This is a genomic window from Mycobacterium sp. WUMAC-067 (assembly GCF_020217485.1).
Taxonomy (GTDB): Bacteria; Actinomycetota; Actinomycetes; order Mycobacteriales; family Mycobacteriaceae; genus Mycobacterium.
Window position 1 is genome coordinate 14,777 of record NZ_JAEKMI010000037.1, and the last position, 26,281, is coordinate 41,057.

The following is a 26,281-nucleotide window of genomic DNA, read 5'->3' on the forward strand; positions in this document are numbered from 1 at the left end:
ATCCAGGTCATAGGTTGCTTCCCGGCGCATTCTTGAGGCTGCTACCAGGAACGCGGAAGATCGCGTCCCCAGTCATGTCGTTGGAGAACAACGTGGCGGGATCCTCGTAGGCACCGAAGAATCGGCCCACCCCGTCGGCGCACTGGTCGACGACGTACAGCCAGTAGCTCCGACGGTGCTGGGTGGCGATGAGCACCTCGTTGCCGGTCATCCGGATGCCGTTGCTGGCCGCGCTGTCGAGCACCCCCTTGACTTCCACGTGCCGGATCTGGCTGTTGCGGCGGGCCTCCAAGTCGTAGCCGCGGCCCTCGGTGTGCACGTCTTCGACCACCCAGCCGTCGTCGACGAGCAGCTGCCGGACGTGACTCATCGAGACCATCTCGGCGTCGATCTCTGCCTGGGTGCCGGCGTCGGCGGCCGCCACCACTCGGATCCGGCCCACCAGCTTCGGCTCGGTCAGTTGCACGTCGGTCAGACGTTCCAGCTCCGCGATCCGCGCGGCGGTCTGCACCTGGAACTGGCGCCGCAGCGCCACACGGGTGTCGCGGTCCTCGATGCCTTCAGTCAGGTTCAACGGCAAGTTGTTCAGGTCGCGCCTGGCCTGACTGAACCAGTCCGTGCGGACCTTGCGATGCTCGGTGACTGTGGTGTCGGCGACCGCCCGCGCCACCTGCAGGGCGCGGCCCTCACGCGCCGGATGGGCCGCTGTACCGGCCGCGTCGGTGGGCACCAGATTGGCCAACGTTTCCCAACGCACCGGGCGGGCGCTGCCGCTGTCGTCGACCTTCACCAGCGTCGCCCACACGCTGGCACGCTTCCCGTCGCTCTCTGTCATCGTCGCCTCGTAGGCATACAGGTCATATGGTGTCAGGCTGCTGGGATCGGCAGCGGCGCCCGACTGATAGAGATCTTCAGCCAGGGCGCGATCAGCCAAGGCGATCAGGTCGGTGAATGCCTCTTCTCCCGGTCCCAGAGTGACCGTGTCGCCGACGTCGATGCTGCCCTCGGCTGCGCGTACGGCTTCCCCGCTCGTGGCGATGAGCGCGTCCGTGCCGCCCCCCAGCGACGCCGGCAGTGCTTGGCCTCCCAAGGTCAAGCGTCGGAAACCCGGCCCCGCGGCCGTCGGCGCTGACTGCAGCACCCTGGCTGCCGACAGCCGGTCCAGGTAGGCCTCGACGATGGCAGGGTTGATGCGCGCGAACAGGTCGCGTTGCAGGAGGGTCAGCGCGGCCACCGCGTCGACCTGGCTGGCGAGCCGGCGTTCGTTATCGCGGACCTGGCGAGCGACGCGCGTCAACTCCTGGGCCTGCACCGCGCGGGCGGCGTCGATCGCGGTCTGCTTCTTGGCCTCGTCGTTGCCGTACAGGTCGGTCAGCCATCGGTCGTAGTCCACGCCGGTGATTTCGGCTACGGCCGAGAGGCTGTCGAACATCTGCCCGTGCAACTCGTTGGCCGCAGTGACGAAGTTGTCGAGCAGCCGAAGCAACGTCTCACCCTCGCGGGTGTCGGTGGCGACGAGGTTGTACAGGTGGACCTCACGCTTCTGGCCCACCCGGTGGATGCGGCCCATCCGCTGTTCCAGACGTACCAGTGACCACGGGATGTCGTAGTTGACCAGCACATGGGCTGCCTGCAGGTCGATACCCTCGTTGCCCGCGTCGGTGGTGACGATGACCTGAAAGTCGCCGCGCATGAACGCTTTTCGGACTTCGTCGCGATCCGGTTTATTCTGCCGGCCTGAATACATCTTCGCGGTGTAACCCTCGGCGTTGAGCCGATCGGCGATCCACTGGGCCGAGTCGGCGTACTCGGTGAATACCACCGCCTGCTCGCCGTTGCCCGGCAGGATCGAGTGCTTGGCCAAACAGTCCTCGGTTAGGCGTCGCCACTTCGACGGCAGCCACGCCGCATCGGCGAGGGTGGCGTCGATCCGGTCTACCAGTCCTTTGATCGCCGTGCGCTCTGCCCGCGTCGATGTCGACCCGGTGTGGATGACCTTGGCCTCGTCGACCTCGTTCTCGTCGCCGTCACCGCTGCTCTCGGCGATCAGCGCCGCCTCGGCCTCACTCATCTCGCCCATGTGGGTGGAACGCCGCCGCAACGTCTCGGCCAGCGCGTACAGACTCGATGCGGCGCGCTTGCCGTACACCATCCGCGCCAACGGTTGCGCGGTCTGCGGGAAGAACTGCTCCACCATGTCGAGTGCGGCCTGGTAGTAGGCGTATTCGACCTGCGAGAGGGCCACGCTGTGGTTGTGCGCTGATCGACCCTTGAACAGCCGCGTCTTGCCGTCGTAGTCGACCAGATCCTCTTTCATCCGGCGAAGGAAGTGGATGGGACCGGGGCGCAACGCCGATAGCGCGACGTTCGGATCGCTGCCCGGGTCGGGATAGATCGCGGGGTCGACCAGGTGCAGCAGGTGTCTGAACAGCCATTCCTTGCCGCGATGCGGAGTGGCGGTCATCAACAGGGCCCGCGGGGTGTTCTTCGCCAGCAGTCGGCCCACCTGGTGGAACCCTGCCGCCGTCGGAGTCAACCGGTGCGCCTCGTCGAACACCACCAGATCCCAGCCGGCCTTGTCGGGGCGCAGCGCATCTTGGACGGCGGGGTTGACCGCAGCCAGTTCGAGCGAGACGACCCACAGGTCGTTTGAGTTCAGCGCATCCTCGCGCACCGTCGCCGCGGTGATCTGTCGCAGACCGCCGCCGAGCAGACGGGAGAAGTCGTCGACCCACTTCGATGCCAGGTTGGCGGGGCACACGATCAAGGCACGTTTGACCAGTCCGAGGCGTTGCATTTCGCGCAGGTACAGGCCGGCCATGATCGTCTTGCCGGTGCCGGGTTCGTCGGCGAGCAGGAACCGGAGTTGGGGCTGCGGAAGCATCGCTCCGTACACCGCGGTGGTTTGGTGGGCGTACGGCTTGAGCGGCATCGAGGCCATGGCGCTGGACTCCGCGTTGGTCGCGGCCGCGTCCATCCACTGCGTCCACATCGCCGCTAGAACCCGCGCCGAATCGCCGTGGCCGTCGCTGACGAGCCTGCGCACGGTCTGGGTGTCGCCGGCCGCCAGATTGATCTCGTGACGACGGTCGTCATCGTCGACGAGGATCAGGTCCCAAGACCCGTCGGAATCCCCCCGAAGCGCATAGCGAATGGTCGCGAATTCGGGCACCCCGGCAGCCTGGACACGGACTCGTTGACCGCGGTCGAACGTCACAGTCAACCCCCTTTGAATGCCGCCTCCCTCGCTGGAGAACCACCCTGAACCATAGTTGCTGATCACGTCCGCCACGGAGTGCACGCGCCAACCTGCCGACCGCGAGGGTTCACGACTACTCCTCGGCGAGGTCCTATCTAGCGGCCTTGCTGTCAGTTCAGCGAGGGCCCGCCACGTTCACGATTGCGCCGTATCCCCTGCAGTACCTCAAGCAGTGCTTGCAGCTCATCGTCGTCCATCTCTGCCAGGATCTCGTCACGGTGCTCAAACAACTCGACCACTTGTGCCCGCAGATCGGCGGCATGGGCCACTAGGCGGTCCCCCTCGTCCATGCCGTCCACGCTAACGGAGGCTGCCTGGTCAGACTGGTTGAAGTGCTTTTTTGGCGTTGACCGGAAGCGCAGCGGACTGCGTCAAATGTACTTGACGCAACCATGTTCAACATCAAGAAATCCTGATGCCACCTCGGTATGGTGTTGCGCATGGGATGGGAGTACTCCACCGGGGATCGCGGCAGCGAGTGGCACGAGGGATATCTTGCGGCCGAGTTCGAGGACGGCCGGCGGGCCTTGGGCATCGGTGGCACGGGTATTCCGCCGGGACACCTGGCCGTAGATCGGTACGGCGATGGATCGTTCGGGCAGGGAGCGGTACGGCGCCACGGCGGCACATCCGAGTTTGAGACGCGGCCGGCTGGCGAAGTGATCGGTTGGCGGGTCGTCTGCAACTGCTATCCCCCCGGATCTTCGACGCCCGCGCAACGCTGGGTCAGCCAGCAATTCTGGACTCGCGTGCCGTCACCGATTCGGCATGACCCCAACATGTTTCGGATCTACGCGGCCGATGAGGACGTTCTGGATGTCGTCGGCGACGCTTATACCGCCACCCATGACGTGTGGCAGCACGAGCACATCGACGACATTGATGCCGAGACAGCCATCAAGGCTGCCTTGTCGGCGATCCGCGCCGGCGAAGAACAGCTCGACCAGGCAGTGGTGCGTGCCCGGCAGAACCGGCTGTCATGGGCCAAAATTGGTGCCGCAGCACAGATGTCAGGGCAAGCCGCCCACGAACGCTGGGCCAAACGCACCCGGGAGGGGTCCAGGTAGTGGCGGGATACTGGGTCATCAGTGTGGACCGTGAGAGCGGCACGGCCACCACTTCTCCCCTGTTTTCCGACGCCGACGAAGCATGGCAACACAGCCTCGAGATCGAGGATCCGGCTACCTACACCACGGTGGTTCCTCAACGTATTCGACCAGGAAAACCGAAGAAGAGCGTCTCCGATGCTCAGTAGGGATGGCACGAGCGTGCAGGGCGATCACCAGGAAGGGAAATAATGGGGCAGGTAGCGGCATTTCGATCGAGACTGACTCCGCGGCAGCGTGAACTACTCCGCACGTATCTGTGGGTGCATGCCGACGACTGCTATGACGACATCGAGGAGCGCGGCGGGCTGCCAGTGGAGGAGGAATCGTCGGGCTGGTGGGCGATGTTCGACCGCTTACCTGAAGCGGCGTGGGGATGCCCGGTTTCGTGGAGGCGACAATTCGCTCGGGTCTTCGACGACCTCGCCCTGGACCTGGAAGCAGGCCGCCTGCCCTACCCGCGTTGTGTGGCCGAGGAGGTCGCGCTGGCGCTGTCGGTGGCGACGGCACAAGCCATCTGGATGGATGAGGAGTACGGGGACGACGTCGCGGAGCTGCCGGCGGCGGCCGGTGACGGCGACTGGGATCTCGCAACCGATGCACTGGTCGGGAACCGGCACATCGGCTGGCACCTCTCCCCCGGCGACGCACCCGTGTGGCTGGGCGTAATCCCGGATCCAGGGACCTGGTTCGACCCCTTCGATGGGTTCGAAGCGCGCCCGGCAGGTCGTGGATTCCGGCGCTGACGCGAATCCCTCGCCGGCAGGCGGAGCGGTCGGTCCACCTTCGTTGCGCGCGGCCGGAAGTTGCTCGAACGCTAGGCCTAGTCGTGTGGCTCGGATCGTGCGGTGAACACGGCGAGCAGGCATCCAATATGAGCACCTCTTAGCCCATGTCATGACATGTTTGGCTGGCGCACAGTCATGGAATGTCGGTCCCGCGATGATGTACCGATGGGCAGAACATCCAACGAGGTGCCGGAACAGTGAGCAGTGAACCCACCGCCGGGGACCTGCGGATCCGAGTCGCGCCGAAGCGCCGCGACGTCACACTGGACGAATTGACGATCCTCGTTCGCGTTCCCGGCAACCCCAGTGTGACAGCGGCTTTCACCGCCGATGAGCATGCCGAGGCGCAACGGTACGCCGATGAGCATGCCGGCGCCGGCGCGACGGTCGTACCACTTCCACCTTCTATTTCGGATCCGATTTGGGACTGGGAAACCAAGACATGGATTCCCGCGATCGGCGAATGAACCAAGGCGGCGCGCTATGAGCGATCAGACTGCGGCGATCACGCATCATGAGGCTGGTCACGCCGTCGCTGTGTTGATGACTGTGCTCGGCGATCTGGATGGCCCGGTGACCGTTTCGATGGTGGCCGGTCGGGGCACCGGCAATGCCAAGATCACGCGTTGGGTTGCCGGTCAGCCGGCGCAGGTCGCATTCGTCTTCTACGCGGGCCCGTGGGCCGAGGCTCGTGCGCAATGGGCGCACCCGGTCCTCGGCGGCTTGGACGAATCCGACGACCGAGGCATTCCATTCCGCGAGGCGGTCATAGCTGCGTTCAAAGACGCACCGCACTTCGGTGGCGGTAGTGATCTCGCGATGTACATGCAACAAGTGCGGGTGGATCCCAGCATCCCGAGTATGGAAGCTTATTGGTCGGGTGATCTGGAATGCGCGTGGCCGGCTATCCAGAAGTTGGCGGCCGCTCTGCGGGACGGGCTTTCCAGTGCGGACCCCGAGCCTGGTCCGTACTCGGAGTTACCCGCCAATCGAGATCGCGTGATGAGAAAGTTTGAAATTCCGGCCGGTGAGGTTCTGGCTTTGGTGCAGCCGCTGCTCGAAGCGCGAGGGATCTGGCGCAGCGTTGGGTAAACGTTGCGTCCGCCACAGGAGTTGCCCGGTGGAACCTGGCCACGTGGTCAGCATCGGGCACAGGCTCTCAGTGCCGGCCGGAACATTGAAACGTCGTCACGCTGCCACTCCCCTACCCCATGTCGAACGTTGACGTCCGCGTCCCGACCGCAAGATCTAGGCACCGGACTGGGCCGGAACCCGGGGTGCTTGACTCACGCGACCTGCGAAAACGGCCTAGCAGCCACGTACCGGCCCAAACATCGCACGGTTAGATACTTGGAGGCCTAGCGGCTGTCCCACGCGACTGAAGGCGCGTCAGGGTCCTTTTCTGCGGTGTCCGGTTCGGGAGAGGTGACCGAACCCGACAAAACGCCTGGTGGGAGATGTTCCGAGGCGCGTCGACCGGTGGCCGCTCCCCCACCCAACAGGCGGTCCGCACGATGAGTGGTCGTGTGCGGTCACTTGTACTGTCGCGGGTTTCGGGCCACATTCCGTATCACATTTTGTACCAGGTAGGTCGGGCTACAGGTCGGAATATCGCTGCAGTGATGGCGATCAGCATGTGGTGCGGTGCAGCGAGGTATGTACATACGCGGGTGCGATGGGCAGCATGTGCCCGTACTGGCAGTCGCATTGCGCGTCCACTGCGATGCTCAACATGACGGCGCGTCACGCGCTCTGCGGATGTGCTCGTGACGGATGGCATGAACACCCTCGTTGAGTGGCGAGCCGGGACGCAGATTCCGCCACAGGCTGTTGCGTGGGTTCGGGTCGGTATCTGTGGCTGGGTTGGGCCACGCGTAGTAAGTCGGATTCTTCTGTCTGCTTGATGTCGGATGGGTGTCGATATCGGCATCAGAGTGATGTGTGGCGTACCGCGCATGCCATCGATTTGCATCGCGAAACACGCGACACGCCGAGTAGGGAAAAAGATTTTTCGCGACACCTGGCGCACTGTCGGATTGACGGCTGCGATCACTGCGCGCTGAATTATCCGATAGCTGTTATCCATCGCAGCACTCCGCTGTGGGTGCCACCAAACATGCAGACGGGTCGACACTCGACCACCTAGCACGGTATCGCCTCACATAGTCGGACATACCTGAGGTGCGGTATGCATCCAGGTATCTAGTCAGGTATTGGTGCCGGTATGGTTCAGCATGCCGCGCCGGGTTGGGCATGTGGCCTGACATGGGGGTTTGCGCATGATATGGCGGCGCCCAATGCGTCCCACCGCATTCCGCGCGTGGCTGCAAGTGGAGGTATACGTGCACGAAACGGCATGCGCGCGAGCCTGATGACGAGCGCTCACGCGGGTTGATTTGGTTGTGTGGGCCGCGATGGGTGACCGCACCCGTGAGCGCATGTGCGGCACCGTGTGAGTTGTTGTCACGTTTGCTACAGCGCGCCATGGGTGAGGTGATGGTCGGACACTGGCTCGCGGTCTGACCCGGTGTCATGTGCTGAGGCGTGCGTGGCATAGGCCGGCGTGTCGCATTGGTCGCCTTAGACTTTGTGAACCATGAGCGTGCATGGTGTGCAGCACCTTCGGTGGTGCGGTTCAGCAGGCGCGCAGAACCCCCGATACTCGCAGAGTGAGGCGCCCGCATGACTAGCAGCGTAGCCGCTTGGGATGAATCTGGGCCTGCAGAACCCGCGGTCGATTGGAGCAGGCTCGGCAATGTTTACTTGTTCGCGAACGGCAAGGGTGGGGTGGGCAAGTCGACGTGCTCGACGCACGGTGCGGCGCTTCTCGCCGCCGATGGTGCTCGGGTTCTCCTGGTCGACCTCAATGGGCAGGGGAATGTCGCAACCATGTTGGGCTTCGCGAATACTGAAGCCGATGACAAGGGGCGGAACCTCTACAGTGCGATCACTGCTGGCGCTGCGCTGAGTCCGGCGCGTGATGTTCGGCCCGGGCTAGATGTCGTGCCGGGCGGCCCGTTTGTACGCCGGATCGCCCCCGTCATGGCGGCCGAGATGGGGAATTCTCAGTCAGCCAGGCAGGTGCTGATGTCGCTGGCTATGGCTCTTCAAGAGATCAGTCATCAGTACGGCGTGATCTTCATCGACTCGCCTCCGGAGAACCAGCTGTTACTACAGGCAGCTCTGTGTGCGTCACGGTTCGTGATAATCCCGATGAAGACCGACGACCTGTCGAGGATCGGATTGCGGGAAGTGGCCGGCGACTTGCGGGCGATGCGTGAGCTCAATCCGTACGTGATGTTGTTGGGCTGCTGCGTGTTCGCGTCGGGCTATTCGTCGAAGAAGATCCGCGAAGAGCACGGGAAGAATGTTGCGGCGGACCTGGGGCAGAACGAGGACGTGATGCTCAAGGCGTTCATTCGCCACTCGGAAGCTGTCGGTCGTGACGTGCCGAAGTTTGGCCGGCTGGCCCACGAACTGGAGTTGGAAGTCGCAAACAATCCATCGCAGTCGGCGATCCGAAGAGGGACGGCGGACGCCAATGCCGTAGTGAGCAAGACGTCGGCTGGAGTTGCCGAGGACTTCGTAAAACTGACCGCCGAGATTCTCAGACGTGGATCGCAGATCCGCGCCGACATGATCGAAGAAGGAGCATGGCCATGAGCAAGTTGACCCGACAGCAGCTTCCTGCAGAGGATCTCGGCGATATCACCAAGCCAAAGAGCCGCGCTTCAGGTCTGGCCGATCTCATCGGCCCCGTCCCTGCCGCTCCGCTGGCCCCTGTTCCGGACCGCCCGCAGCGGCGCGAGGTTCCTGAGGTTGATCCGCAGCCAGCCGAACCGGCACCTGCGGCCGTGGCGCCGGTTCGGTTGACGCCGCCAGATCCGACCACGCGCAAGCCTGGTCGACCTCGGACACGGAACAAGCCGGCCTCAGCTGTGTACGTGACGGCCGGTGTCAAGAAGCGGTTCGAGAAGTACCGGCATGACAACAAGTCCACCAATTTGCAGGTGGTCTTGCAGGCGATCAGCGCCATGCACAAGGCCGAAAAGCTTGACCAGATCATCCAGGAGTCGCGGTACAGCACGGCTCCGGTGAACGAACTGTTCCCTGCCGATCCGTCGGCGGTGCGTTATCTGGGTGGTGGGAGTTCCCAAATCTCGTTCAGCCCGACTCCGGAACAGGAGGCGGTGATCGACCAAATCGGCAAGAAGTTGGGTTTCGATACCCGGTCGACGTGGATTGCCCCGGTCCTCAACGCGTTCCTCCCCGGCAAGAAGGACGCGACGGCTCAGTGAGCTCAGCGGATCCAGCCTTATCCGTCCAGGTGCCGGGAGCTGGATCCGCGTGCTCACCACATCATTGAGGTCCCGTGAAGGGCCCTAAGTTTCGCGCCGATGTGCTCCGGGCGCGGTGGTGTATCAGTTCTCGACGGTCTCCGAGCTGACGTCGACGGCCAGGGCTTGGCCGAGCAATTCGATGGCGGCGTCCCAGAGGGTGTGCGGGTTTCGCCGGTAGTAGACGCGTCCCATTCCGTCTTGGCGGGTGATGAGGCCGGCGGCGGTGAGGTCCTTGAGCGGCTGCTGGACGGCGCTTTGTGCGGCGAATCCGAGTTGCATCGCGAGGTCGCTGGGGTTGACCAGGCCGTCGCTTTGAGCGATCGCCGCCATTACAGCGAGTCGGTGTTTCTGGCCGAACACCACCCGGGAGAGTTCTTGGACTCTCTCGGATTGGGCGTACGACGACACGCCTGACATGCTATTACAGGATTTCTGTTACAGGTTTCGTGTTACTGATATTCTGTTACACAGATCCTGTAATACCTGGTCAGTCTGGGTATGCCACACGATACCGCTAGTTGAACGGAGCGCGCATATGCCGGACACACCGGACGTCGCCAAGGCGCCGCGTCGCCGGAGGAACTGGCGGCACAACGAGACTCGCGCCAGCGACAAGATGGTGGCCAAACGGGTCAGTGCCCTGGACCACGAGGCGCTCACCAAGTTCGCAGAAGCCCAGGGCGTCAAGGTTGCCGTACTGCTCGAACCGTTCGTCACTGAGCTGATCAAGCAGGCTCACGAGTACTGCGAGAAGAACGGCGAGATCTTGGAGCCGGCCAAGGCGTCCTGAGGACACCGGGTCACCCAGTCTTCTACGCGACGAGGATCCTCCCGCCAAGCAGGTCGGCGATCATGTCGATTGCTTCCCGCTCGATGTCGATGTCGTCCATCGGTGGGGGACCGGTCGACATCGTGAGGTCCAGGTAAGCGTGTTCGGTGGGTTCGTCGACACCTGTTGAGGGCCGCGCGGCGACGAGTGTTTCTTGGGATACGGCCTGTTGTGTGCCGTTGCGGGCTTGTTCGCGTTGATCGAGCCAGTCTTTCCACGCGGCTCTTTCGGCCTGATGACGTTGAAGGCGAGCGGTGCGGCAGTCGTCGAGATGGTGGCTGGTGGCGATGGTGTCGAGCTCGACGGGCCCCCGAGCTACGGCGCCTCGGCCGGTACGTGTGAGGAGGCCGGCCACTTCGAGGTCGAGCACCATGGCGTCGCCGGTGGCTCTGGGCACCGCGGCCGCCGCGTAAATATCAGCTTTGTTGGTCAGTCCGTGGTGGGCGACCAGTTCGTAGATTCGGCGCAGGTGGTGGCCCAGGACGATCCAGGCGTCGTGCACTGGTTCGATGCGGGTGCGTTCGGCGGCTGCGGGGTCGTTGGTCACGCGGTTCTGGGTGGTCAGGGCGTAGACGTCGGCCTCGGTTCGGATGTGGTGTCGGACCAGGACGAGGGGGGCGCCGGCTCTTTCCCGAAGGTCTGCGAGTACGCGCCAGATGGTGTCTTCGCTCAGGAGCCCGCAGCTCAGTGAGAGTGCTCGGCCGCCGACACCTACCAGCCAGGTTCCTGATCGTTGTTCTCCGGCCATCACAGCGTAGAAGGCGATGCTCTGCAGAACTGCGTGCACTGTCCAGCGGTACCTCTTGCCGACGAATTCTTTATCGGCCCAGGCGGTTGCGTTGGCGAGCCAGTCCCGAAGATCCTTCGGTCCGCGTGGTCCTGGGGTGTACCCCCCCGGTGAGTTCTTTGTCTTGTGCCGTGGGGGAGAGGACTTTAAGACGTTGTTGATCAACCAGTCGAATGCTTTGGTGACATCGCGTGTGAGGGCCTGGTCGCTGCGGTGGTCGTAGCGGCGGTAGGCGGAACCGAGTCCTTGGTGCCAGGGACCGTTCGGCCCGATCATCTCGCGCAGGGTGGCCAGGCTGTGGCCACGGGCGATCGCATTGACGACGACGGATTGGCGGGCCTCATGGTTGGACTGCCATGTGAGGCGCGCTGGGTTGAGTGTTGCGTGCGTGGCGTAGGCGGCGACGTCGGCCGGCAGCGGATCGTGGCGGACGTAGGGAGCGCTGATGCGTTGGTCGTCGCCGGCGCCCACGGTGTATTCGGCTGCGGCGCTGGGCGTTTCTGGTGCGGGAATGGGGCGCTGACGGTCTGGTGGATTGAGTGCACCGAGGAGCATGAGCAACCGCGGCAGTAGGCCGGGGTCGGATCGTGTGGTGAAGGCCTCGACGGCGGCGTCCAGGGTTCCGTCGAGCTGGCGGTAGCCACCTTCGCGGCATGGTGATCCCGGTGGCGTCATGCAACCCGTGTCGGCGTTGGTGTTCGGGGTGATGTCGAGGGTGGGCAGTCGGGCGGCGAGAAGCCGCACCAGGTGGTTCATTTCGTCAAGTGATGCTGAGGTGCCGATGGCCAGTGGGCAGATCAGATGTCGGCCGCCGCTGCTGGATCGATCAGTGACGACCGCTCCGCCGCATTCGGTGAGCCATTCCACGGCCCTGGATAGGTCGGCTGAGGCGGCCGCTGGTCCGTGCAGCTTGGCATCGAAGTCCAACCACAACGTCTGGGTACGGCGTCGTGAGTAGAGATAGACCGCGGCGGGCCGGCTCGGAAGGCGCTCGCAGTGTTTGGCGGTGTCGCTGAACTTGCCGGTGTCCGGGTTCCACAGGCGCATCCGACTGCGCCCGGGCGCAGCCACGAGTCGTGCCAGCCGTTTCCACACGAGCTCCGGCGGGCATGCTGGGGCCCTGCGATCAGCTGGGAGGACCGCCGTTGTCACGGGCGGATCACGGAAAATGGTTGCGGGCCTGGCTGGTTGGGCCGAGCTGCCCGCGCCGATATCACAATGGGGTGTCGTTCATTGCGGCTCACATGGGCGTCCTTTATCCTGGAGCCAGCCTTACGTGGTTGGCCCCAAATCGGTGTCAGAGAATTCGGTTGTTACGGGTCGCCTGAGCGGAAGTTGGCGCTTCGGTTCAGGTTTCGGATCTCCCCGCTTCGGCGGGGTTTTCTGGTTTTTGACCCTGCGGCGTCCTACGCTGGGTGCAGCGCCCGACGCGTCGGCAAAGTGATAGGTGTGCCTCCTGGTGCTCGTGTTGACGCAGAGTTTGGCACGGAAGGCCGGTTAAACCGGTCAGACACGCTGGTCATGCCCCTTGATTGTCGGTCAAGGGTCGGTTCGTGGCTTCTCTTGCAAGCCCTTCCGCCAGCTCGGTGAGCCTGTCGCACGTGGTGCCCCAGCACGTTCAACAGGCGCGGAAGGCGATACCCCAGCCCCGAACCAGACACCGGCCACCATCGGAATGCTTCGAATCTGCTTTGGCTGTCGCGTAAGGCTGGGGTTGCCGCTGACACTTCGAGTCGAGATCCGAGCTATGCAAAGGAAGCCCGAATGACCCTCCTCGATGAGCGACCCCCAATGGCACCTGAGGCTTCGGCCGAACCAGCGCCGTCAGCTCAGCCGACAAGTCCAGAGCCGCCGCCCGTGGTGGGAGAGCCTGGGGCGACAAGCCGCGCGGACGAGAAGCTGCGGATGCTGCGCCGCGCCCGACGCAGCGCGGTTGGCGTCACGGTGTTCATCGCTCTCGGCTCATTCGGACTCTCGTTCTATTCGCTATGGGATATGGCATCGCAGCTGGCGTGGCCGGGATACATCGCATGGCTGTGGCCGCTCATCGTCGACGGCATGATCATCGTCGCCACGATGTCGCTGGTCGCGTTCGGTGGCTACTCCGGACAGAAGTCGAACCAGATCTACTCGTGGTGCGTTCTGGCCTTCGGAGCCGTTGTGAGTATGAGCGCCAACTTCATTCACCCGCTGCTGCCCCATCTCACAGGCCAGGACCAAGGCCCCGTCACGGCCGGCTCCTGGCTGGGGGCCGGCATATCCTGCATCCCTCCGATCGCGCTCTTGGCCTGCACCCATCTGCTGGCTCGACTTTGGGCATTCACACCCGAGGACGAGCTCACCGCACCCGCGCCCGCAGAGGTCGGCAACTACGTCGGGGGAGTGGCCGAGCTGTCGTTGGCAGTCGCGGCCGGTATCCAGGCGCGCGGCAAGCTGACAGGCCATCCGCAGGAGGTCATCGCCGAGACGGTACAGCTGTTGTTCCACAGTCAGCCCCCGCTGACGCTCCGGGAGATCGGCCGGCGCGTCGACCGGCACCACGACGTCGTGGGCAAGGTACGTGACGAGACAGCCGTGCTTCTCGGGATAGGAGTGGACGCTCAGTGCAGTACTGCCGGCTGATCCGCCATCAGTCCCTGCTGCAGCGGCGTTATTTCGGTTACCGACTGCTGTCGCATAACCGGCAAACGGTCCATAGCGTTCACATCAACAGAACTGCGGCGGCTGGCGCCTCCCGAAAGGAAAGGACGGGTCTACGGTGACGATTCCGTTTGACCAGATCTTGGCGGACTCGGTTTTCCACGTGGGCAAGTTGATCGGCGCCGCTGGCAACCTGTTCGCACCCGCGCCACAGTCACCGGCTGTCTCGCCCACCATCGATGGCGGCGGCGGCAGCGGTGGAGGGACGTCGACTAATCCCACCTATCCGCTGCCACCGGGCCATGACCCGATCACGCCACCGCCGGCGGCCGCACCACCCCCGCCCCCACCGCCGCCGCCTGGTGCACAGAATGGTGGCCTTCCGGGTGGTGCGAACCAGGCTGGCAGCGACTACGGCACGGGTACTGCAGGTGTGTCGGCGATCGACGAGAAGCTGGCGGCCAAGCTCAAGGAGATCTTCGCCGCCAACAAGGCGTCGTATGACCGGGTAATGGCCATCCTCAAGGAGATTGAGGACAAAAAGGCCCAGATGGGTCCGGAGGCGTTGGACAACCCTGCCGGCCTGTTGACGTTCCAGAAGTTCCTTGACGAGAAGCTCGCCGAGGTCCAGAAGATCCTCGCCGATGCCCACGTCGACTCCGCCACCCAGGGGCAGATCCTCAAGGAACTGGGGGACGAGTACCGCACGACGGGTCCGAAGGGCGACGAGCACGACGAGGCCGGTGGTAGCGGCGGTGATGGTGGCGGCCCTGGCGGCAGCGGCGGTGACGGTGGCGGCACTGGTGGTGGCGGTGGCGACCCAGCGGCGGTCGGCGGCGGCCCGGTGGCGGGCGGTGGCGACCCCTTGGAGGATCCGCTGGCGGGCCTGGGCCCGCTGGGCGGCGGGATGATGGATCCGCTGTCAGCGTTGAGTCCGGCGCTGGCCGGGCTGAGCTCGTTGCCGCAGATGATGTCGGGTATGGGCGGGGGAGGCCTGCCGATCGGAGATCTCGGCTCGATGCTCGGGTCATTGGGTGGTGGTTTGGCCGGCATGGCCAAGGACGGTTTCACCGACAAGCCGGCCGATGATGCGTCGACGTCACCTGAGGACGGATTCAAAGACGAGGAAGGTAAGAAGCCCGAAGAACCCAAAGAGGAGTTCAAGGACGACAAGCCGCAGCCGACCCCGCCGACGAACCCGGCTGACCCGCTCGCCGGCGACCCGAAGGCCAAGAACGAAACCGCGCCGGAAGCCGCTGCTCCGGAAGCCGGCAAGCCTGAGCCGGGGGAGTCCGACCTGACGGTCAAGGCCGGCGACGAAGAGTTCAAGGCTCCCGACCCGACCACCAAAGCGGTCATGGATGACGTGATCAACAAGGGCATGGGCGTGACCGCGGCCTATTCCGCACACAACATCCAGCTGCCACCGCCGGGCACCGCGGTGACCGCACCGGTTGATCCGAACATGATGAAGGGCGGCGAGCTGGGCTATTTTGACGCTCAGGAGCCGATCCTGGCCCTTGGGAACCGAAAAATCTGGCTGGATGGGCAGGTGCAACCACTTAGTGCACTCGGCAGCCGTACAGACTTTCTAGGCTGGACACAGGCGCCGGGCGCAGCCGCGCGATCCACCGGTGTCGGAGCCGTGTAGGAGAACGCCGATGCAGCCTGAAGCAACGACCACCGAGCACACCTATGTGGAGTCGTCGCGCGACGGAGCGCTGATGGTCGAACTCGACGCCAACGAGGTACCTCGTGTGCAGATCGAGCCCGAAGTCAACGCCACATGGACGGCCGAAGAGCTGTCCGAACGCGTCCTGCACTTGTACAAGGTGGCGTTGATGCGGGTGCGGTGTGACTCTTTGGCGGCGATGAACGAGCGCGGCGCCAACATCGCCCCGGGCACAGCCGCCTACCCGATGGCCTCAGAGATCGACGAATACCGACGCCGCAACATCAATTTCTGATACGGCATAACCAGAAAACCGTGGTTACGGTGGGGAAATGCAGACAATAGGTACAGCAGGAGGAAACCGATGAGCAGATCGTTGAACCTCGATCCCGACGAGTGGAACAACCACGCCTCGTGGTGGGACTCCGAAGCAGACGCCGCCCGTGAGCGGTTGCACGTCGACGACGCCACGCTCACCGAAGCCAAGGGAGCGTTCGGCAAGCTGGGCTCGTCCTCGATCGGACAGGAATACGCCGCAGCACTCAAGGCCCGCAGTGAGGCCGGCGAGCGTTTCGGCGCCTTCGCTTCGGGTGTGGCCTCACACATCCGTCGTGACCTGCAAAGCTACGGCGACACCGAGGACGCCAACACCAAGGCGTTGTCGACCTAGATCGGCACACGATATGGGGAAAAACGTCGACATCGATCCGGACGGGGTGCGCGGTGCCAGCGCGGTTCTGAACGCGGCACCGACTGCCCCGTCCGGCGCGTCGGTCACGCCGCCGGCCGCGGACGCGACCTCGGTGCAGGTCACCACCCAGCTGGCCACTCTGATGGGCGGCCTGGACATCGACACGACGTCGTCGAACGTTCGGACCACCGACGCGTCGACGCGGCTGAACACCACCGCGGCCACCTACGAAGAGCAGGAGACCGAGTCCTCGCGCAGCCTGGCCTACAGCGACACGGCCGCCTCGACAGGCCCTGTCTCGGTCAACATGCCAACGTTCACCGCACCCGACATTCCAGCCCCGGCGGTACCCGCACCGGCCGGCGTCATCCCCACCACCGGACACGAGATCGCCCAACTGATCCACGGCGGCCCGGGCGCCGACAGCCTCGATGCGGCCGCGACCACCCTCGACAACAGGGCAACCGCGCTCGACAACGCGGCCAACACCGTGCAATCGGCACGCACCGACACCACCAACAGCTGGACGTCGACCGCCGCAGACCAGGCCGACACCCACATCTCGAGCCTGCAAACCCGCTACACCGAACACGCCGAACGAGCACGCTCACTGGCCTCGCACGCACGCACTCAGGCCGCGAACTTCCGCCAAGCCAAAGCCACCATCCCCGCACCGGAAGTGTTCAGCAACCTGGAGCGCCGCCTGCACGCGGCCAACGTCGCCAACACGCAACCCGGCAGCATGGGCCGCTACTCGGCCACCATCACCGACCTGCAGCTCAAGCTCGCCGAAGCCAACGAAAAAGCCAACCGCGGATTCGCCGAATACACCGCTGCCGCCAACACCGGCCCGATAGGCACAATGCAACCACCCGAAAACCGGCCTGGCGGACCTCATGGGACCCCCAACGCCACACCCAGCGGCACAGACCCCGCCGACCTGCCCGGCACCGACACAGACACCGCAGACCCACTGTCCGCGGCAAATCCGCTGGCCGATCCCACGCTCGACGGCGCGACCGACACCGCATCCGAAATGATTCAAACCGTCCTGCCCGCCGTGCTCGGCGGCGTATCCGGCGCCCTGGGCGGAGTACTGGGCGCAGTGAGCGGCGCAGGCCAGAAACTTCAGGAAGTCGGCAACCAAGCGGTCCAAGGTGTCACCCAAGGCGCCAGCGCATTGACCTCAGCCATGTCAGCCGCAGCACCGGAACTGGGCGGCGGCGACGAAGCCGGCAGCGGCACACCAGATTTCGGCGGCTTCGACGGCGGAGGCGGCGGGGGAATGCCCGGCGACACCGAACCGGCATCGTCACCGGCGGGCCCGCTGACAGCGCCGGCCACCACCGCCAGCACATCGGCACCGATCGCCGCGGCGCCGGCGACGGTCAGCGCATCGTCACCGGCCGGCCCATCGATGGGAGGGGCGTCGATGGGCGGGGGCATGATGCCACCGATGATGGGTGCACCGATGGGCGGCCGCGGTGGCGGCTCGGAAGATGACCGCCGGCTGTATCCGGAGCGCCGGCTGCACATCGAGGAGCAGCCGAACACCGAACCGGTCAAGGGCCGCCGCGAGGCACGCAGTGTCAAACAGTCTGAGGGGGAGAAGAAGTGACGCAGCTGTCCGACGAGGAGTACGTGGCGCGCGTCGAAGGCGGGATCGCGCACTGGCGCGCCCGCAACCGCGCCTGGATGGATGCGTGCGAGAAGATCGCCCTCGACCAGGCCCATCCCGACGTGACGGTCCGGTTCGACGAGAACGGTGACCTGACGGTGTTCGAGGTCGACGACGACGCCCTGCACAAGTACACCAACACCGAGCTCGAACAGATCATGACCGACGCACTCCGCCAGACCCGCGCACAGTTCGCCGACCAAGTCCGCAACCTCTACGCGGAATACCTCTCACCGGGCGACCCACGGTTCAAACCCGACGTGCTCGGCGTCCCCTACGTCGAACTACCCGACTAACTCTGCGCGGCGACCGAACGGTAGGACGGATCATCCTCCTGTTAGTAGGATGATTGGTATGCCGAAAGAAAAGGTGTCCGTCACGCTGGACGGCGCAGTGCTGGCAGCCGCAGACAGCGACGCCAAAGCCGCCGGCCTCAACCGATCAGAGCTCATCGAACAAGCACTACGCCACGAGCATCTTCGAATTGCCCTGAAGAACTACACAACTCACACAGTGCCCGCACTGAACATCGACGACTACGCCCAGCAGATCTACCAAGCCAACCAAGCCGCCGGCCTGTGATACGACCAGGCGACATCGTGCCGCGCCGCGACGCGAAAAGCGAAATGTTCGTGATAGTCCTGTCCAACCCGATACACCTGGCCGCCGAAACCGGCCGCGTGATCACCTGCCCCTACATTCCAGGTGAAATCCCCAATGCCACAATGGCAATGGTCGTCCCCGTGGCGGATCCCAACGGCGTCGCACTCCCCGAACTTGTCCAATGGCTCCCGACCGCTGCACTCGACGAACCGATCGGCAACATCGGCCCCACGGCCCTGCACGAGACAACAACCATGGTGACCGCACTCATCTCCTAACCCCGGTCTCCTACAACCGGGGGCTCTTCGCCAAGGGATCTTCGACGTTAGGCGTTGGGTGGTCGTGGGTCGGAATTAGGATTGCGCGGCATGAGGGATAAGGACCCACAGAACTCGAGCGATCGCTCCGCTGTGGGATCGTCGAACCCTGTTTCTCCCAGCCATCAGGAACGCAAGAGAACCAAGCAAATCCGCAAAGCTGCGGCTCAGGACCGCGCCGCTGAGAACATGCGGATGGTCGCCGCCGCCCAGGCCGCCGGCGTAGTGCCGAAAACGGTCAGCCGTGACTCCCTCGGCTGGTCATCCCCCGAACGGGCCAGAGCACGAGCCCTGGCAGCCCGGACCGCTGCTACAGAGCGACCGAAGACTCCAGCCGAAAGTCACCCCAAGCCTCCACAGCCCGGAGCCGCCCTGCCGCCTCCGGCAGCGCTTGCACCGGACCGCGAACAGACACCCCAACAGGAGACAGTCGATACATCACCGCTACTCGACTTGATCGCCGAACGCGGCATGCGAATCTGCGACCAGACCGACGACGGCGCGCCAGCCCCAGATAGCCTCGTCAAGGTAATCACCAACTGCCCTGTCCGGTTTGCTGTCGAAACCCAGGCCGCGCCGTCGACGGACTGGAAGGCCAAATGTCTTAGGCCACCCTTCGACACACTGTGGCTGGAGTACCCGCACCAAGAATTGCTCTGCGGCGCATTGATCACGGCCACTGATAACGGTGGCCGGCGTCTGAGCATCCAGTTCGTCACCAGCAACCCCGCCGGTCGAAAAGCACCGTTATGGTGGCCTGGCCCCGAAATCGTAGAGCTGACTGTAGACGGTTTGCTTACCCATCGGCGACCTTCGACTTCGGCTCGCCGCAACAACTTTAGCCAATTCCAAATCGACGCGGTTACAAGCAGTTTCGATGCGGTATACATCCACCTCGCACTCATCAACGAAGTGCATACACGAAACTTGTGGGCCCCGCGACCGCACGCGACATCTCCCGTACTGCCAGCCAAGTTCCATAAACTCGGGGGCCCGGTGGTCCTCATGTGGGGCGACGCGCCACTTCCCGGCCACCAACGCCATCTCGACGATCCGCGCCATGCACCCGTTGGCCACCAGGTGCGGGGTCACCAGCGGCGACTGCGCGAAGGCGGAACCACCTGGGTGCGACCGCACCGCCGAGGAGACGGGGAGCCCGAGAAGTCACGCAACTACCACGTTAAGCAGCGCGGCAACGGATCGCGATGATCGGCGGCGGCGAGAGATTCCGGGCTCCGCGCCGAGACCGCAAGCGCCGCGAACTCCCGATGAGGCGAGGACCAACAACACCACGGCACTCACACCTACTCCACCCCGCGGGCCCAACGCACCGCCTCCTGCAGCTGGGCGGCCTGACGCGCAGCCTCCTCGGTCCGCTTCCGGGCAGCATTACGCGCAGCCTCCAACGCCGCCGCACGCGCGGCGACACGACCGGCGCCACCGCCATCCGGACCATTCGGCGGCGTGAGCTCGGTGGCCTGCCGCGCAACCCTGGCCGCGATCGCAGCGAGTTCCTCGACCTCGCGCGCTTCGTCGGCGACGGCCGGCCGATCATCGAGATTCTCGGCGCCATGCCAAGCCAGAATCGCGCCCAACAGCCCGATCGGCTTATGCGGCGCATCGGGGATACGGCGCCCGGTGATACCGAGCCAGTCGGTGATCAGCTGGTTGAGGTCACGTGCCGTCCAGCCGTGCACAGCCGGTCCGGCCAGCATCGCAGCCCAAGCGTCCGCCGAGTACCGTCTGGCCCACGGTGGGGCCCCAGGATGCGCCCTCCAGGACCGCGCCAGAGCCGAACCCGCCTTGTCCGGGCCCTCGCGGCGCCCCGCGCCGCGACCACGGGCGCCGACAGGCGTCCGCTTGGTGGTAGTGAGTTCTCGTAAAAGCGAGCTTTTACAAGTAAAAAGAGACCCTACGAGGTGGGGTGACAACCTGTGAATAACCGGCGCCAGCCAGGCCGAATCATGAAGCACCCAGACCGATGCCCAACCACGGCCACGATCACCGACACGCCATGACGCCAACCGCTCCGTCAGCGTCCGTTGCCGACCGCGCATGATCTCGGTGGCAACACCCAAAAGCCGCAGCGCTTCATTGGCCCGCTGCACCTGACGCACCGAGAACCCTGTGGCTTCGGCGAGCTGGTCGTTGGTAGGCCGGCAGTTTCGGCCCGTGTCATGGTCGGCGTAGCGGGCCCGGGCCGCGGCGTTATCTGGGGTCAGATTCTGATGTTTACTGTTGTTCCCGCTGAGGCGATCTGATCTAGTCGGGCCTGATCGGAAACAGGTTAGGCTGTTGGTGTTTCCGGTTAGGGGTTGGTTGGTGCGTTCTGGTTGACGCGACGATTCAGGAGCCCATCATTCCGCGGCCGCCCATCATCGGGCCCATCATGGCGGGCATGCCGTCGGTGACGAAGCCGGTGACTTCGTGTGCGTGGGCGCGGATGGTGTTGGTGAGCTCGGGGTCGGAGGAGGTCTCGGTGGCGATAACTCCGTTAGGTGTCAGTGTGATTCGCCGCTGGTAGTCGGTTGCATGGCGGAACAGGGTGGGCAGGCTTTGACTCATGCAGCTCACTTCGGCGCCTTGGTCGAGATGCTGATACATCGAGGAGACGTGGGCGTGCAGTTGCGCGACGAGATCGGGGGCGTCGGATTCGGTGGTGGTACGGATGCCTCCGGGGATGTTTTCCACGGTGCGGCGCAGTTCGGTGTGGCGGGCGAACATGGTCATGTAGCGATCCATGTCGGTGCCGGAGACTCCGCCCATCATGCCGGGACCGTTGGCGTTCCCGGTGGGCATGCGAATACTGTTGGTGCGCAACAGGTATCCCAGTGCGGCGATCGCCCCTGCCCCACTGAGTAGGGCAAGTGCGGCGCGTCTGGTGAATTCGGTCATGTGCGGCTGCTTTCGTGATGGTGTCCCGCTCGGACCCCTTGGCTGCAGGGCAGGTCAGGTGGCAGGGGTTTTGTGGGCGACGACGCGTTCGACGAGGCCGAGTGTGAACCGCTCACGATGGTCGATCGCGAGGTCGGTCGCGGCCCGCAGGTGCTCTAGGGGGCGACGTAGGAAGTGTTCGCCGCCGAGGGGAATGGTGAATAGTTCGAGGCCCCGCTGCACGGCTCGGACTGGGGCGGTGCTGCTGCGGATGTGGTCGACGAGGATGAGTTTTCCGCCGGGGCGCAGGACTCGGGTCATTTCGGTGAGGGCTTGGGTGTGGTCGGGGATGGCGCAGAGCCCGAAGGTGCAGACGACGGTGTCGAAGCTGGCATCGTCGAACGGCAGGTGATGCGCGTCGGCTTGTTGCAGGGTGGCGGGGTGACCGAGGTCGGCGGCGCGTTGGCGGGCGATGTCGAGCATCTGCTGGCTCCAGTCGATCCCGGTCAGGGTGACGTTCTCGGGGTAGAAGGCAAGGTTGAGTCCGGTGCCGATCGCGACCTCCAGGACGTCGCCGGTGGCTTGGCTGCAGACCCATTGGCGGGAGTCGCCGAACAGGTGGCGGTCGAAGAACCCGATCTCACGGTCATAGGTGCGAGATTTCTTGTCCCAGTACCGGTTCCAGCGGGCGGTGCGATCATCGGTGGGCATGGTTCACCTCGCGTCGGCGGTCAGACGGTCAGGCGGCGTCCGATGTAGGGAACGAACCGGCCGACAGCCCCACAGTAGTCCCGGTAGGCCTGGCCGTGGATGGTGTTGAGGTAGGGCTCTTCGACCACTCGTACCTGCAGTTCGATCGTGGCCCACAAGACGGCGAAGGCGGCCAGGGCAAGCGGGTTTGGGGTGATCAGGGTGATGCCGGCGGCGAAGATCAGCATGGCGGTGAAGATGGGGTTGCGTACCAGCGCGAACACGCCGTGGCGCACCAATGTGGTTGTTTCGCTGGGGTCCACTCCGATGCGCCACGATGGGCCCATGTCGCGTTGGGCGTGGACGGTGGCGGCGATCCCGGCGACGGCCAGCACTATGCCGGTGGTCTGGATCCACGGCGCATCAAGCACGGCCATCGGGGTGAGGATGTCGAGCAGTTGCAGCAGGGGCGCGGCCGCCCCGGCGAGGATGGCGGCGATGAATCCGACACCGGCCAACCATTGCAGCGACCCGGGCCGACCGTGGATGCCGCGGAATCCGGTGGATCCGGTGTGGCGGTATTGGGTCCAACTGCGCCAGCCGAACCCTAAGACGGCAAAGATCACGTAGAAGATGAGCGCGGTGGCGGGCATGGGTGAAACCTCCTGGCCGGGACTGGGATAGGTGCCGATGTGGAGATGGGCGTTAAAGCCGATGGACGTGGGACGGCGCGGTTAGTTCTCGGCGAGCGCTTGATCAAGGGCCTTGGCGAGGTCTTCATAGCTGTGCGGTTGGATGCGGGTGCCGTTGAGGAAAAACGTCGGCGTGCCCTGCACCCCCAAGGCCCGGCCGTCGGCCATGTCGAGCCGGATGCGCTCCAGCGTGGCGGGATCGGCGTAGGCCGCGTCGAAAGCGGCCATATCCAGGCCGAGTTCTGCTGCGAATCCACGGAATACGTCATCGGCCGGGGTTTGCTTTTCACCCCACTGAGCCTGGGTGTCATACATTTTGCGATACACCGCCTCCAGCTGGCCCTGCTGGGCGGCGGCTTCCACGGCCCGGGCGGCCCGCTCGGCGTTGACGTGCGCTGGCAGCGGGAAGTGGCGGATCACGAAATTCACCCGGTCCCCGTATTCAGCCCGCAACTTTTCGATCTCCGGGTAAACCGCGCGGCAACCCTCACATTCGAAGTCGAGAAACTCCACGAACGTCACCTTGCTCTCAGGCACCGAGTTGAGCCGGTGACTGTTCTCCCGCACCACCTGCCCGATCTCGCTGGTATCGGACTGCGCTGGGGCGGTCGAGTCACGGTCGCGCACCGACAGGTAGACCAGCGCACCGATCGCCATCGCGGCGATGACGAACGCGGTGAGCAACATGCGGCTGGCGCGCGCCATTCAGATACCTCTTTCGTGGGATCGGCGGCTATATCGCATGGCATCGATGTTGGCGAGGTTGACCGATCAATAGCATTGGACGCTATCATCGTTATGTGGCGATGAAAAGTGGTTCGGTCGATCCCGCGGTGTGCGGGAATGTGGATGCGGCGACGGCGTTGTTTCACAGCCTCTCGGATGCGACCCGGTTGGCGATCCTGCGCCGCCTGGCGGGTGGTGAGGCCCGGGTGGTGGATCTGACGGGCGAGTTGGGGTTGGCGCAGTCGACGGTGTCGGCGCATCTGGCCTGCCTGCGTGACTGCGGGTTGGTGGATTTCCGGCCGCAGGGCCGCGCCTCGGTGTATCGGCTGGCCCGCCCGGAGCTGCTGGAGATGTTGCGCGCGGCCGAGGCGGTGCTGGAGGCCACCGGCAACGCGGTGGCGTTGTGCCCCAACTACGGCCTCCCCGATCAGCGGAAGAAGGTTGCTCGATGAGTGAGGCGTGTGGCTGCGGCAGCGACGAACGTAGCGACGACGAGCACGAACCCGAACGGCTCTGGGAGATCACCGAACTGCGCGCCGCCGCGGTGGCGGGTGTGGTGCTGCTGGCCGGGTATGTGGTCGGCGGGGCCGGCGGGCCCCGCCCGGTCGAAATCGGGTTGTATGCGCTGGCGTTGGCGATCGGGGCCTACACGTTCGTGCCCTCGACGCTGCGCCGGCTGACCCAAGGCAAGATCGGGGTCGGCACGCTGATGACGATCGCCGCGGTCGGCGCAGTGATCCTCGGCGAGGTCGGCGAGGCCGCCATGCTGGCGTTCCTGTTCTCCATCAGCGAAGGTCTCGAAGAATACTCGCTGGCCCGCACCCGCCGCGGCCTGCGCGCCCTGTTGTCGCTGGTGCCCGATGAGGCCACCGTCCTGCGCGACGGCGCCGAAACCATCATCCCGCCAAGCGAATTGCGGGTGGGTGACCGGATGCTGGTCAAACCCGGTGAACGCGTCGCCACCGACGGGGTCATCGTCTCAGGCCGTACCGCGCTGGATGTTTCGGCGATCACCGGCGAATCCGTGCCGGTGGAGGCCGGGCCCGGTGATGAGGTGTTCGCCGGGTCGATCAACGGCACCGGGGTGCTCGAGGTCGAGGTCACCAGCAGCGCCGCCGACAACTCGCTGGCCCGCATTGTGGCCATCGTGGAGGCCGAGCAGTCCCGCAAGGGCGAAGCCCAGCGCCTGGCCGACCGCATCGCCAAACCCCTGGTCCCGACGATCATGATCGCCGGCGTCCTCATCGCGGCCATCGGCAGCGTGTTGGGTGATCCGCTGGTGTGGATCGAACGCGCCCTGGTGGTGCTGGTGGCGGCCTCCCCATGCGCGCTGGCGATCTCGGTGCCGGTCACCGTGGTCGCCGCGATCGGCGCGGCCAGCAAGCTCGGCGTCCTGGTCAAGGGCGGCGCGGCGCTGGAAGCCCTGGGCGCGGTCCGCACCGTGGCGCTGGATAAGACCGGCACATTGACTGCCAACAAGCCCACCGTCATCGACGTCGCCACCACCAACGGCGCCACCCGCGAGCATGTGCTGGAGGTCGCGGCGGCGTTGGAGGCCCGCAGCGAACACCCCCTGGCTGCAGCGATCCTCGCCGCCGCCGAGGGCCCGGTCCGACCCGCCGAGGAGGTGGAGGCGGTCACCGGCGCCGGCCTCACCGGGTATCGCGACGGCCGCCGGTTGCGGCTCGGTCGGCCCGGCTGGCTCGATCCCGGCCCGCTGGCCGAACAGGTCGCCAAGATGCAGGCCGCCGGGGCGACCGCGGTGCTGGTCGAAGACAACGGTCAGGTCATTGGGGCGGTCGCGGTGCGTGACGAACTACGGCCCGAAGCCGCCCGGGTCGTCGAGGCGTTACGCCGTGGGGGTTATCAGGTGGCGATGCTGACCGGTGACAACCAAGCGACCGCGACCGCCCTGGCCAAGCAGGTGGGGATCGATACGGTGCATGCTGATCTGCGGCCCGAAGACAAGGCCGCGCTGATTAGTCAACTGCGCCAACATTCCTCGACGGCCATGGTCGGTGACGGCGTCAACGACGCCCCCGCCCTGGCCACCGCAGACCTCGGCATCGCCATGGGCGCAATGGGCACCGACGTGGCGATCGAAACCGCCGACGTCGCCCTCATGGGTGAAGACCTGCGCCACCTCACCCAAGCCTTCGCCCACGCCCGCCGTGCCCGGCGCATCATGCTGCAAAACGTCGGCCTCTCACTGGGCCTGATCACGGTACTCATTCCGCTCGCCCTCACCGGGATGCTGGGGTTGGCCGCGGTCGTCGCCGTGCACGAACTCGCCGAAATCGTCGTCATCGCCAACGGGGTCCGCGCCGGACGCACCAAACCCCTCCGGGGCGCCATCATCGAAACCGGAACCGACTCCCACCGGCTGGCACACACCCGCACCCAGGAAACCACGACAGCCAGTTGAACTCGGGGCGCAACAGGATCACGTCACAGCCAAGAGGGGTCGGCCGAGCAACGGGGTGAAACCCCGGATCGATCAGGTCAACGGTGTCGCACTCCGCAGCGCCGCCAGCACGCGATCCCTGGTCGGAAGGTCCAATCGGCATGCATCAGCTGCCAACTCAGTGC

General features: G+C 65.0%; 27 protein-coding genes. 18 read left to right on the forward strand and 9 right to left on the reverse strand.

Annotation, left to right across the window (positions count from 1 at the left end):
• Positions 1–7 precede the first annotated feature (7 nt).
• Entirely contained in the window at positions 8–3,217 is a 3,210-nt protein-coding gene (locus JF781_RS21265) for a helicase-related protein (protein ID WP_225329402.1), read from the reverse strand.
• Between the two features lie 152 nt (positions 3,218–3,369).
• Entirely contained in the window at positions 3,370–3,549 is a 180-nt protein-coding gene (locus JF781_RS21270) for a hypothetical protein (protein WP_225329401.1), read from the reverse strand.
• 150 nt (positions 3,550–3,699) lie between these two features.
• On the opposite strand from JF781_RS21270, the gene JF781_RS21275 reads away from it, so the two are divergent.
• The 7 genes from JF781_RS21275 (at position 3,700) to JF781_RS21305 (ending at position 9,451) form a co-directional block, all read left to right on the forward strand.
• On the forward strand, positions 3,700–4,326 hold the full coding sequence (locus tag JF781_RS21275) for a hypothetical protein (protein WP_225341301.1): 627 nt from the start codon (positions 3,700–3,702) through the stop codon (positions 4,324–4,326).
• Positions 4,326–4,514 carry a hypothetical protein gene (locus tag JF781_RS21280; protein ID WP_225329399.1) on the forward strand — a complete coding sequence of 63 codons (189 nt, stop codon included), beginning with the start codon at positions 4,326–4,328 and terminating at the stop codon, positions 4,512–4,514. The genes JF781_RS21275 and JF781_RS21280 overlap by 1 nt, the downstream gene beginning before the upstream one ends.
• Positions 4,515–4,628: 114 nt before the next feature.
• A complete protein-coding gene (locus tag JF781_RS21285) occupies positions 4,629–5,111 on the forward strand; it encodes a hypothetical protein (protein ID WP_225329405.1) in 483 nt (160 codons plus the stop codon).
• A gap of 239 nt (positions 5,112–5,350) precedes the next feature.
• Entirely contained in the window at positions 5,351–5,620 is a 270-nt protein-coding gene (locus JF781_RS21290; RefSeq protein WP_225329398.1) for a hypothetical protein, read from the forward strand.
• A 16-nt stretch (positions 5,621–5,636) separates the two neighbouring features.
• Positions 5,637–6,245, forward strand: coding sequence for a hypothetical protein (locus tag JF781_RS21295; RefSeq protein ID WP_225329397.1), 609 nt, complete (start codon positions 5,637–5,639; stop codon positions 6,243–6,245).
• Positions 6,246–7,835: 1,590 nt separating this feature from the next.
• Positions 7,836–8,816 carry a ParA family protein gene (locus JF781_RS21300; protein ID WP_225329396.1) on the forward strand — a complete coding sequence of 327 codons (981 nt, stop codon included), beginning with the start codon at positions 7,836–7,838 and terminating at the stop codon, positions 8,814–8,816.
• Positions 8,813–9,451, forward strand: a complete 639-nt coding sequence (locus JF781_RS21305; RefSeq protein ID WP_225329395.1) for a hypothetical protein — start codon at positions 8,813–8,815, stop codon at positions 9,449–9,451. The genes JF781_RS21300 and JF781_RS21305 overlap by 4 nt, the downstream gene beginning before the upstream one ends.
• A 123-nt stretch (positions 9,452–9,574) precedes the next feature.
• On the opposite strand, the gene JF781_RS21310 is transcribed toward JF781_RS21305, so the two are convergent.
• Positions 9,575–9,901: an ArsR/SmtB family transcription factor gene (locus JF781_RS21310; protein WP_374109726.1), complete on the reverse strand. Its 327-nt coding sequence runs from the start codon at positions 9,899–9,901 to the stop codon at positions 9,575–9,577.
• A 127-nt stretch (positions 9,902–10,028) separates the two neighbouring features.
• Here JF781_RS21310 and JF781_RS21315 point away from each other — a divergent pair, with 127 nt between their 5' ends.
• Complete coding sequence (locus JF781_RS21315; RefSeq protein WP_225329393.1) at positions 10,029–10,283, forward strand: hypothetical protein; 255 nt, start codon at positions 10,029–10,031, stop codon at positions 10,281–10,283.
• 22 nt (positions 10,284–10,305) lie between these two features.
• On the opposite strand, the gene JF781_RS21320 is transcribed toward JF781_RS21315, so the two are convergent.
• The gene (locus JF781_RS21320) at positions 10,306–12,156 is read right to left on the reverse strand and encodes a hypothetical protein (protein WP_225329392.1); all 1,851 of its coding nucleotides are present in this window, start codon (positions 12,154–12,156) and stop codon (positions 10,306–10,308) included.
• Positions 12,157–13,014: 858 nt separating this feature from the next.
• On the opposite strand from JF781_RS21320, the gene JF781_RS21325 reads away from it, so the two are divergent.
• The 8 genes from JF781_RS21325 (at position 13,015) to JF781_RS21360 (ending at position 18,671) form a co-directional block, all read left to right on the forward strand.
• On the forward strand, positions 13,015–13,731 hold the full coding sequence (locus JF781_RS21325; RefSeq protein ID WP_225329391.1) for a DUF2637 domain-containing protein: 717 nt from the start codon (positions 13,015–13,017) through the stop codon (positions 13,729–13,731).
• Between the two features lie 136 nt (positions 13,732–13,867).
• Positions 13,868–15,400: a DUF4226 domain-containing protein gene (locus tag JF781_RS28475; protein ID WP_308011585.1), complete on the forward strand. Its 1,533-nt coding sequence runs from the start codon at positions 13,868–13,870 to the stop codon at positions 15,398–15,400.
• A 10-nt stretch (positions 15,401–15,410) separates the two neighbouring features.
• The gene (locus tag JF781_RS21335) at positions 15,411–15,716 is read left to right on the forward strand and encodes a hypothetical protein (protein WP_064880202.1); all 306 of its coding nucleotides are present in this window, start codon (positions 15,411–15,413) and stop codon (positions 15,714–15,716) included.
• A gap of 69 nt (positions 15,717–15,785) precedes the next feature.
• On the forward strand, positions 15,786–16,091 hold the full coding sequence (locus tag JF781_RS21340) for a hypothetical protein (protein WP_225329390.1): 306 nt from the start codon (positions 15,786–15,788) through the stop codon (positions 16,089–16,091).
• 13 nt (positions 16,092–16,104) lie between these two features.
• Entirely contained in the window at positions 16,105–17,730 is a 1,626-nt protein-coding gene (locus JF781_RS21345) for a PPE domain-containing protein (RefSeq protein ID WP_225329389.1), read from the forward strand.
• Entirely contained in the window at positions 17,727–18,086 is a 360-nt protein-coding gene (locus tag JF781_RS21350) for a type I secretion protein TolC (RefSeq protein WP_225329388.1), read from the forward strand. Before JF781_RS21345 ends, JF781_RS21350 begins: the two co-directional genes overlap by 4 nt.
• 58 nt (positions 18,087–18,144) lie before the next feature.
• Entirely contained in the window at positions 18,145–18,372 is a 228-nt protein-coding gene (locus tag JF781_RS21355) for a ribbon-helix-helix protein, CopG family (RefSeq protein ID WP_064880208.1), read from the forward strand.
• Positions 18,369–18,671, forward strand: a complete 303-nt coding sequence (locus tag JF781_RS21360) for a toxin (RefSeq protein WP_308011584.1) — start codon at positions 18,369–18,371, stop codon at positions 18,669–18,671. Before JF781_RS21355 ends, JF781_RS21360 begins: the two co-directional genes overlap by 4 nt.
• 1,343 nt (positions 18,672–20,014) lie before the next feature.
• On the opposite strand, the gene JF781_RS28595 is transcribed toward JF781_RS21360, so the two are convergent.
• From JF781_RS28595 to JF781_RS21385, 5 genes are all read right to left on the reverse strand, one after another.
• Entirely contained in the window at positions 20,015–20,425 is a 411-nt protein-coding gene (locus JF781_RS28595; protein WP_308011583.1) for a hypothetical protein, read from the reverse strand.
• Between the two features lie 631 nt (positions 20,426–21,056).
• On the reverse strand, positions 21,057–21,605 hold the full coding sequence (locus JF781_RS21370; RefSeq protein WP_036432564.1) for a hypothetical protein: 549 nt from the start codon (positions 21,603–21,605) through the stop codon (positions 21,057–21,059).
• 54 nt (positions 21,606–21,659) lie between these two features.
• Complete coding sequence (locus JF781_RS21375) at positions 21,660–22,295, reverse strand: class I SAM-dependent methyltransferase (RefSeq protein WP_036432566.1); 636 nt, start codon at positions 22,293–22,295, stop codon at positions 21,660–21,662.
• Positions 22,296–22,315: 20 nt separating this feature from the next.
• A complete protein-coding gene (locus JF781_RS21380; protein ID WP_036432568.1) occupies positions 22,316–22,927 on the reverse strand; it encodes an isoprenylcysteine carboxylmethyltransferase family protein in 612 nt (203 codons plus the stop codon).
• Positions 22,928–23,008: 81 nt separating this feature from the next.
• Positions 23,009–23,671 (reverse strand): thioredoxin domain-containing protein, encoded by a 663-nt coding sequence (locus JF781_RS21385; RefSeq protein ID WP_036432571.1) that lies wholly within the window; start codon positions 23,669–23,671, stop codon positions 23,009–23,011.
• Positions 23,672–23,766: 95 nt separating this feature from the next.
• Here JF781_RS21385 and JF781_RS21390 point away from each other — a divergent pair, with 95 nt between their 5' ends.
• Both JF781_RS21390 and JF781_RS21395 read left to right on the forward strand, forming a co-directional pair.
• Entirely contained in the window at positions 23,767–24,144 is a 378-nt protein-coding gene (locus tag JF781_RS21390) for a helix-turn-helix transcriptional regulator (protein ID WP_371725680.1), read from the forward strand.
• Complete coding sequence (locus JF781_RS21395) at positions 24,141–26,117, forward strand: cation-translocating P-type ATPase (RefSeq protein WP_036432573.1); 1,977 nt, start codon at positions 24,141–24,143, stop codon at positions 26,115–26,117. The genes JF781_RS21390 and JF781_RS21395 overlap by 4 nt, the downstream gene beginning before the upstream one ends.
• The last annotated feature ends 164 nt before the right edge of the window (positions 26,118–26,281 follow it).

Coding starts and splice junctions, on each gene's coding strand:
- JF781_RS21275 (WP_225341301.1), top strand. CDS start 3,700: ATGGGATGGGAGTACTCCACCGGGGATCGCGGCAGCGAGTGGCACGAG.
- JF781_RS21340 (WP_225329390.1), top strand. CDS start 15,786: ATGAGCAGATCGTTGAACCTCGATCCCGACGAGTGGAACAACCACGCC.
- JF781_RS21305 (WP_225329395.1), top strand. CDS start 8,813: ATGAGCAAGTTGACCCGACAGCAGCTTCCTGCAGAGGATCTCGGCGAT.
- JF781_RS21375 (WP_036432566.1), bottom strand. CDS start 22,295: ATGCCCACCGATGATCGCACCGCCCGCTGGAACCGGTACTGGGACAAG.
- JF781_RS21270 (WP_225329401.1), bottom strand. CDS start 3,549: ATGGACGAGGGGGACCGCCTAGTGGCCCATGCCGCCGATCTGCGGGCA.
- JF781_RS21380 (WP_036432568.1), bottom strand. CDS start 22,927: ATGCCCGCCACCGCGCTCATCTTCTACGTGATCTTTGCCGTCTTAGGG.
- JF781_RS21370 (WP_036432564.1), bottom strand. CDS start 21,605: ATGACCGAATTCACCAGACGCGCCGCACTTGCCCTACTCAGTGGGGCA.
- JF781_RS21300 (WP_225329396.1), top strand. CDS start 7,836: ATGACTAGCAGCGTAGCCGCTTGGGATGAATCTGGGCCTGCAGAACCC.
- JF781_RS21315 (WP_225329393.1), top strand. CDS start 10,029: ATGCCGGACACACCGGACGTCGCCAAGGCGCCGCGTCGCCGGAGGAAC.
- JF781_RS28595 (WP_308011583.1), bottom strand. CDS start 20,425: ATGCTGGCCGGACCGGCTGTGCACGGCTGGACGGCACGTGACCTCAAC.
- JF781_RS21345 (WP_225329389.1), top strand. CDS start 16,105: ATGGGGAAAAACGTCGACATCGATCCGGACGGGGTGCGCGGTGCCAGC.
- JF781_RS21385 (WP_036432571.1), bottom strand. CDS start 23,671: ATGGCGCGCGCCAGCCGCATGTTGCTCACCGCGTTCGTCATCGCCGCG.
- JF781_RS21325 (WP_225329391.1), top strand. CDS start 13,015: ATGCTGCGCCGCGCCCGACGCAGCGCGGTTGGCGTCACGGTGTTCATC.
- JF781_RS21320 (WP_225329392.1), bottom strand. CDS start 12,156: ATGCGCCTGTGGAACCCGGACACCGGCAAGTTCAGCGACACCGCCAAA.
- JF781_RS21395 (WP_036432573.1), top strand. CDS start 24,141: ATGAGTGAGGCGTGTGGCTGCGGCAGCGACGAACGTAGCGACGACGAG.
- JF781_RS21355 (WP_064880208.1), top strand. CDS start 18,145: ATGCCGAAAGAAAAGGTGTCCGTCACGCTGGACGGCGCAGTGCTGGCA.
- JF781_RS21295 (WP_225329397.1), top strand. CDS start 5,637: ATGAGCGATCAGACTGCGGCGATCACGCATCATGAGGCTGGTCACGCC.
- JF781_RS21335 (WP_064880202.1), top strand. CDS start 15,411: ATGCAGCCTGAAGCAACGACCACCGAGCACACCTATGTGGAGTCGTCG.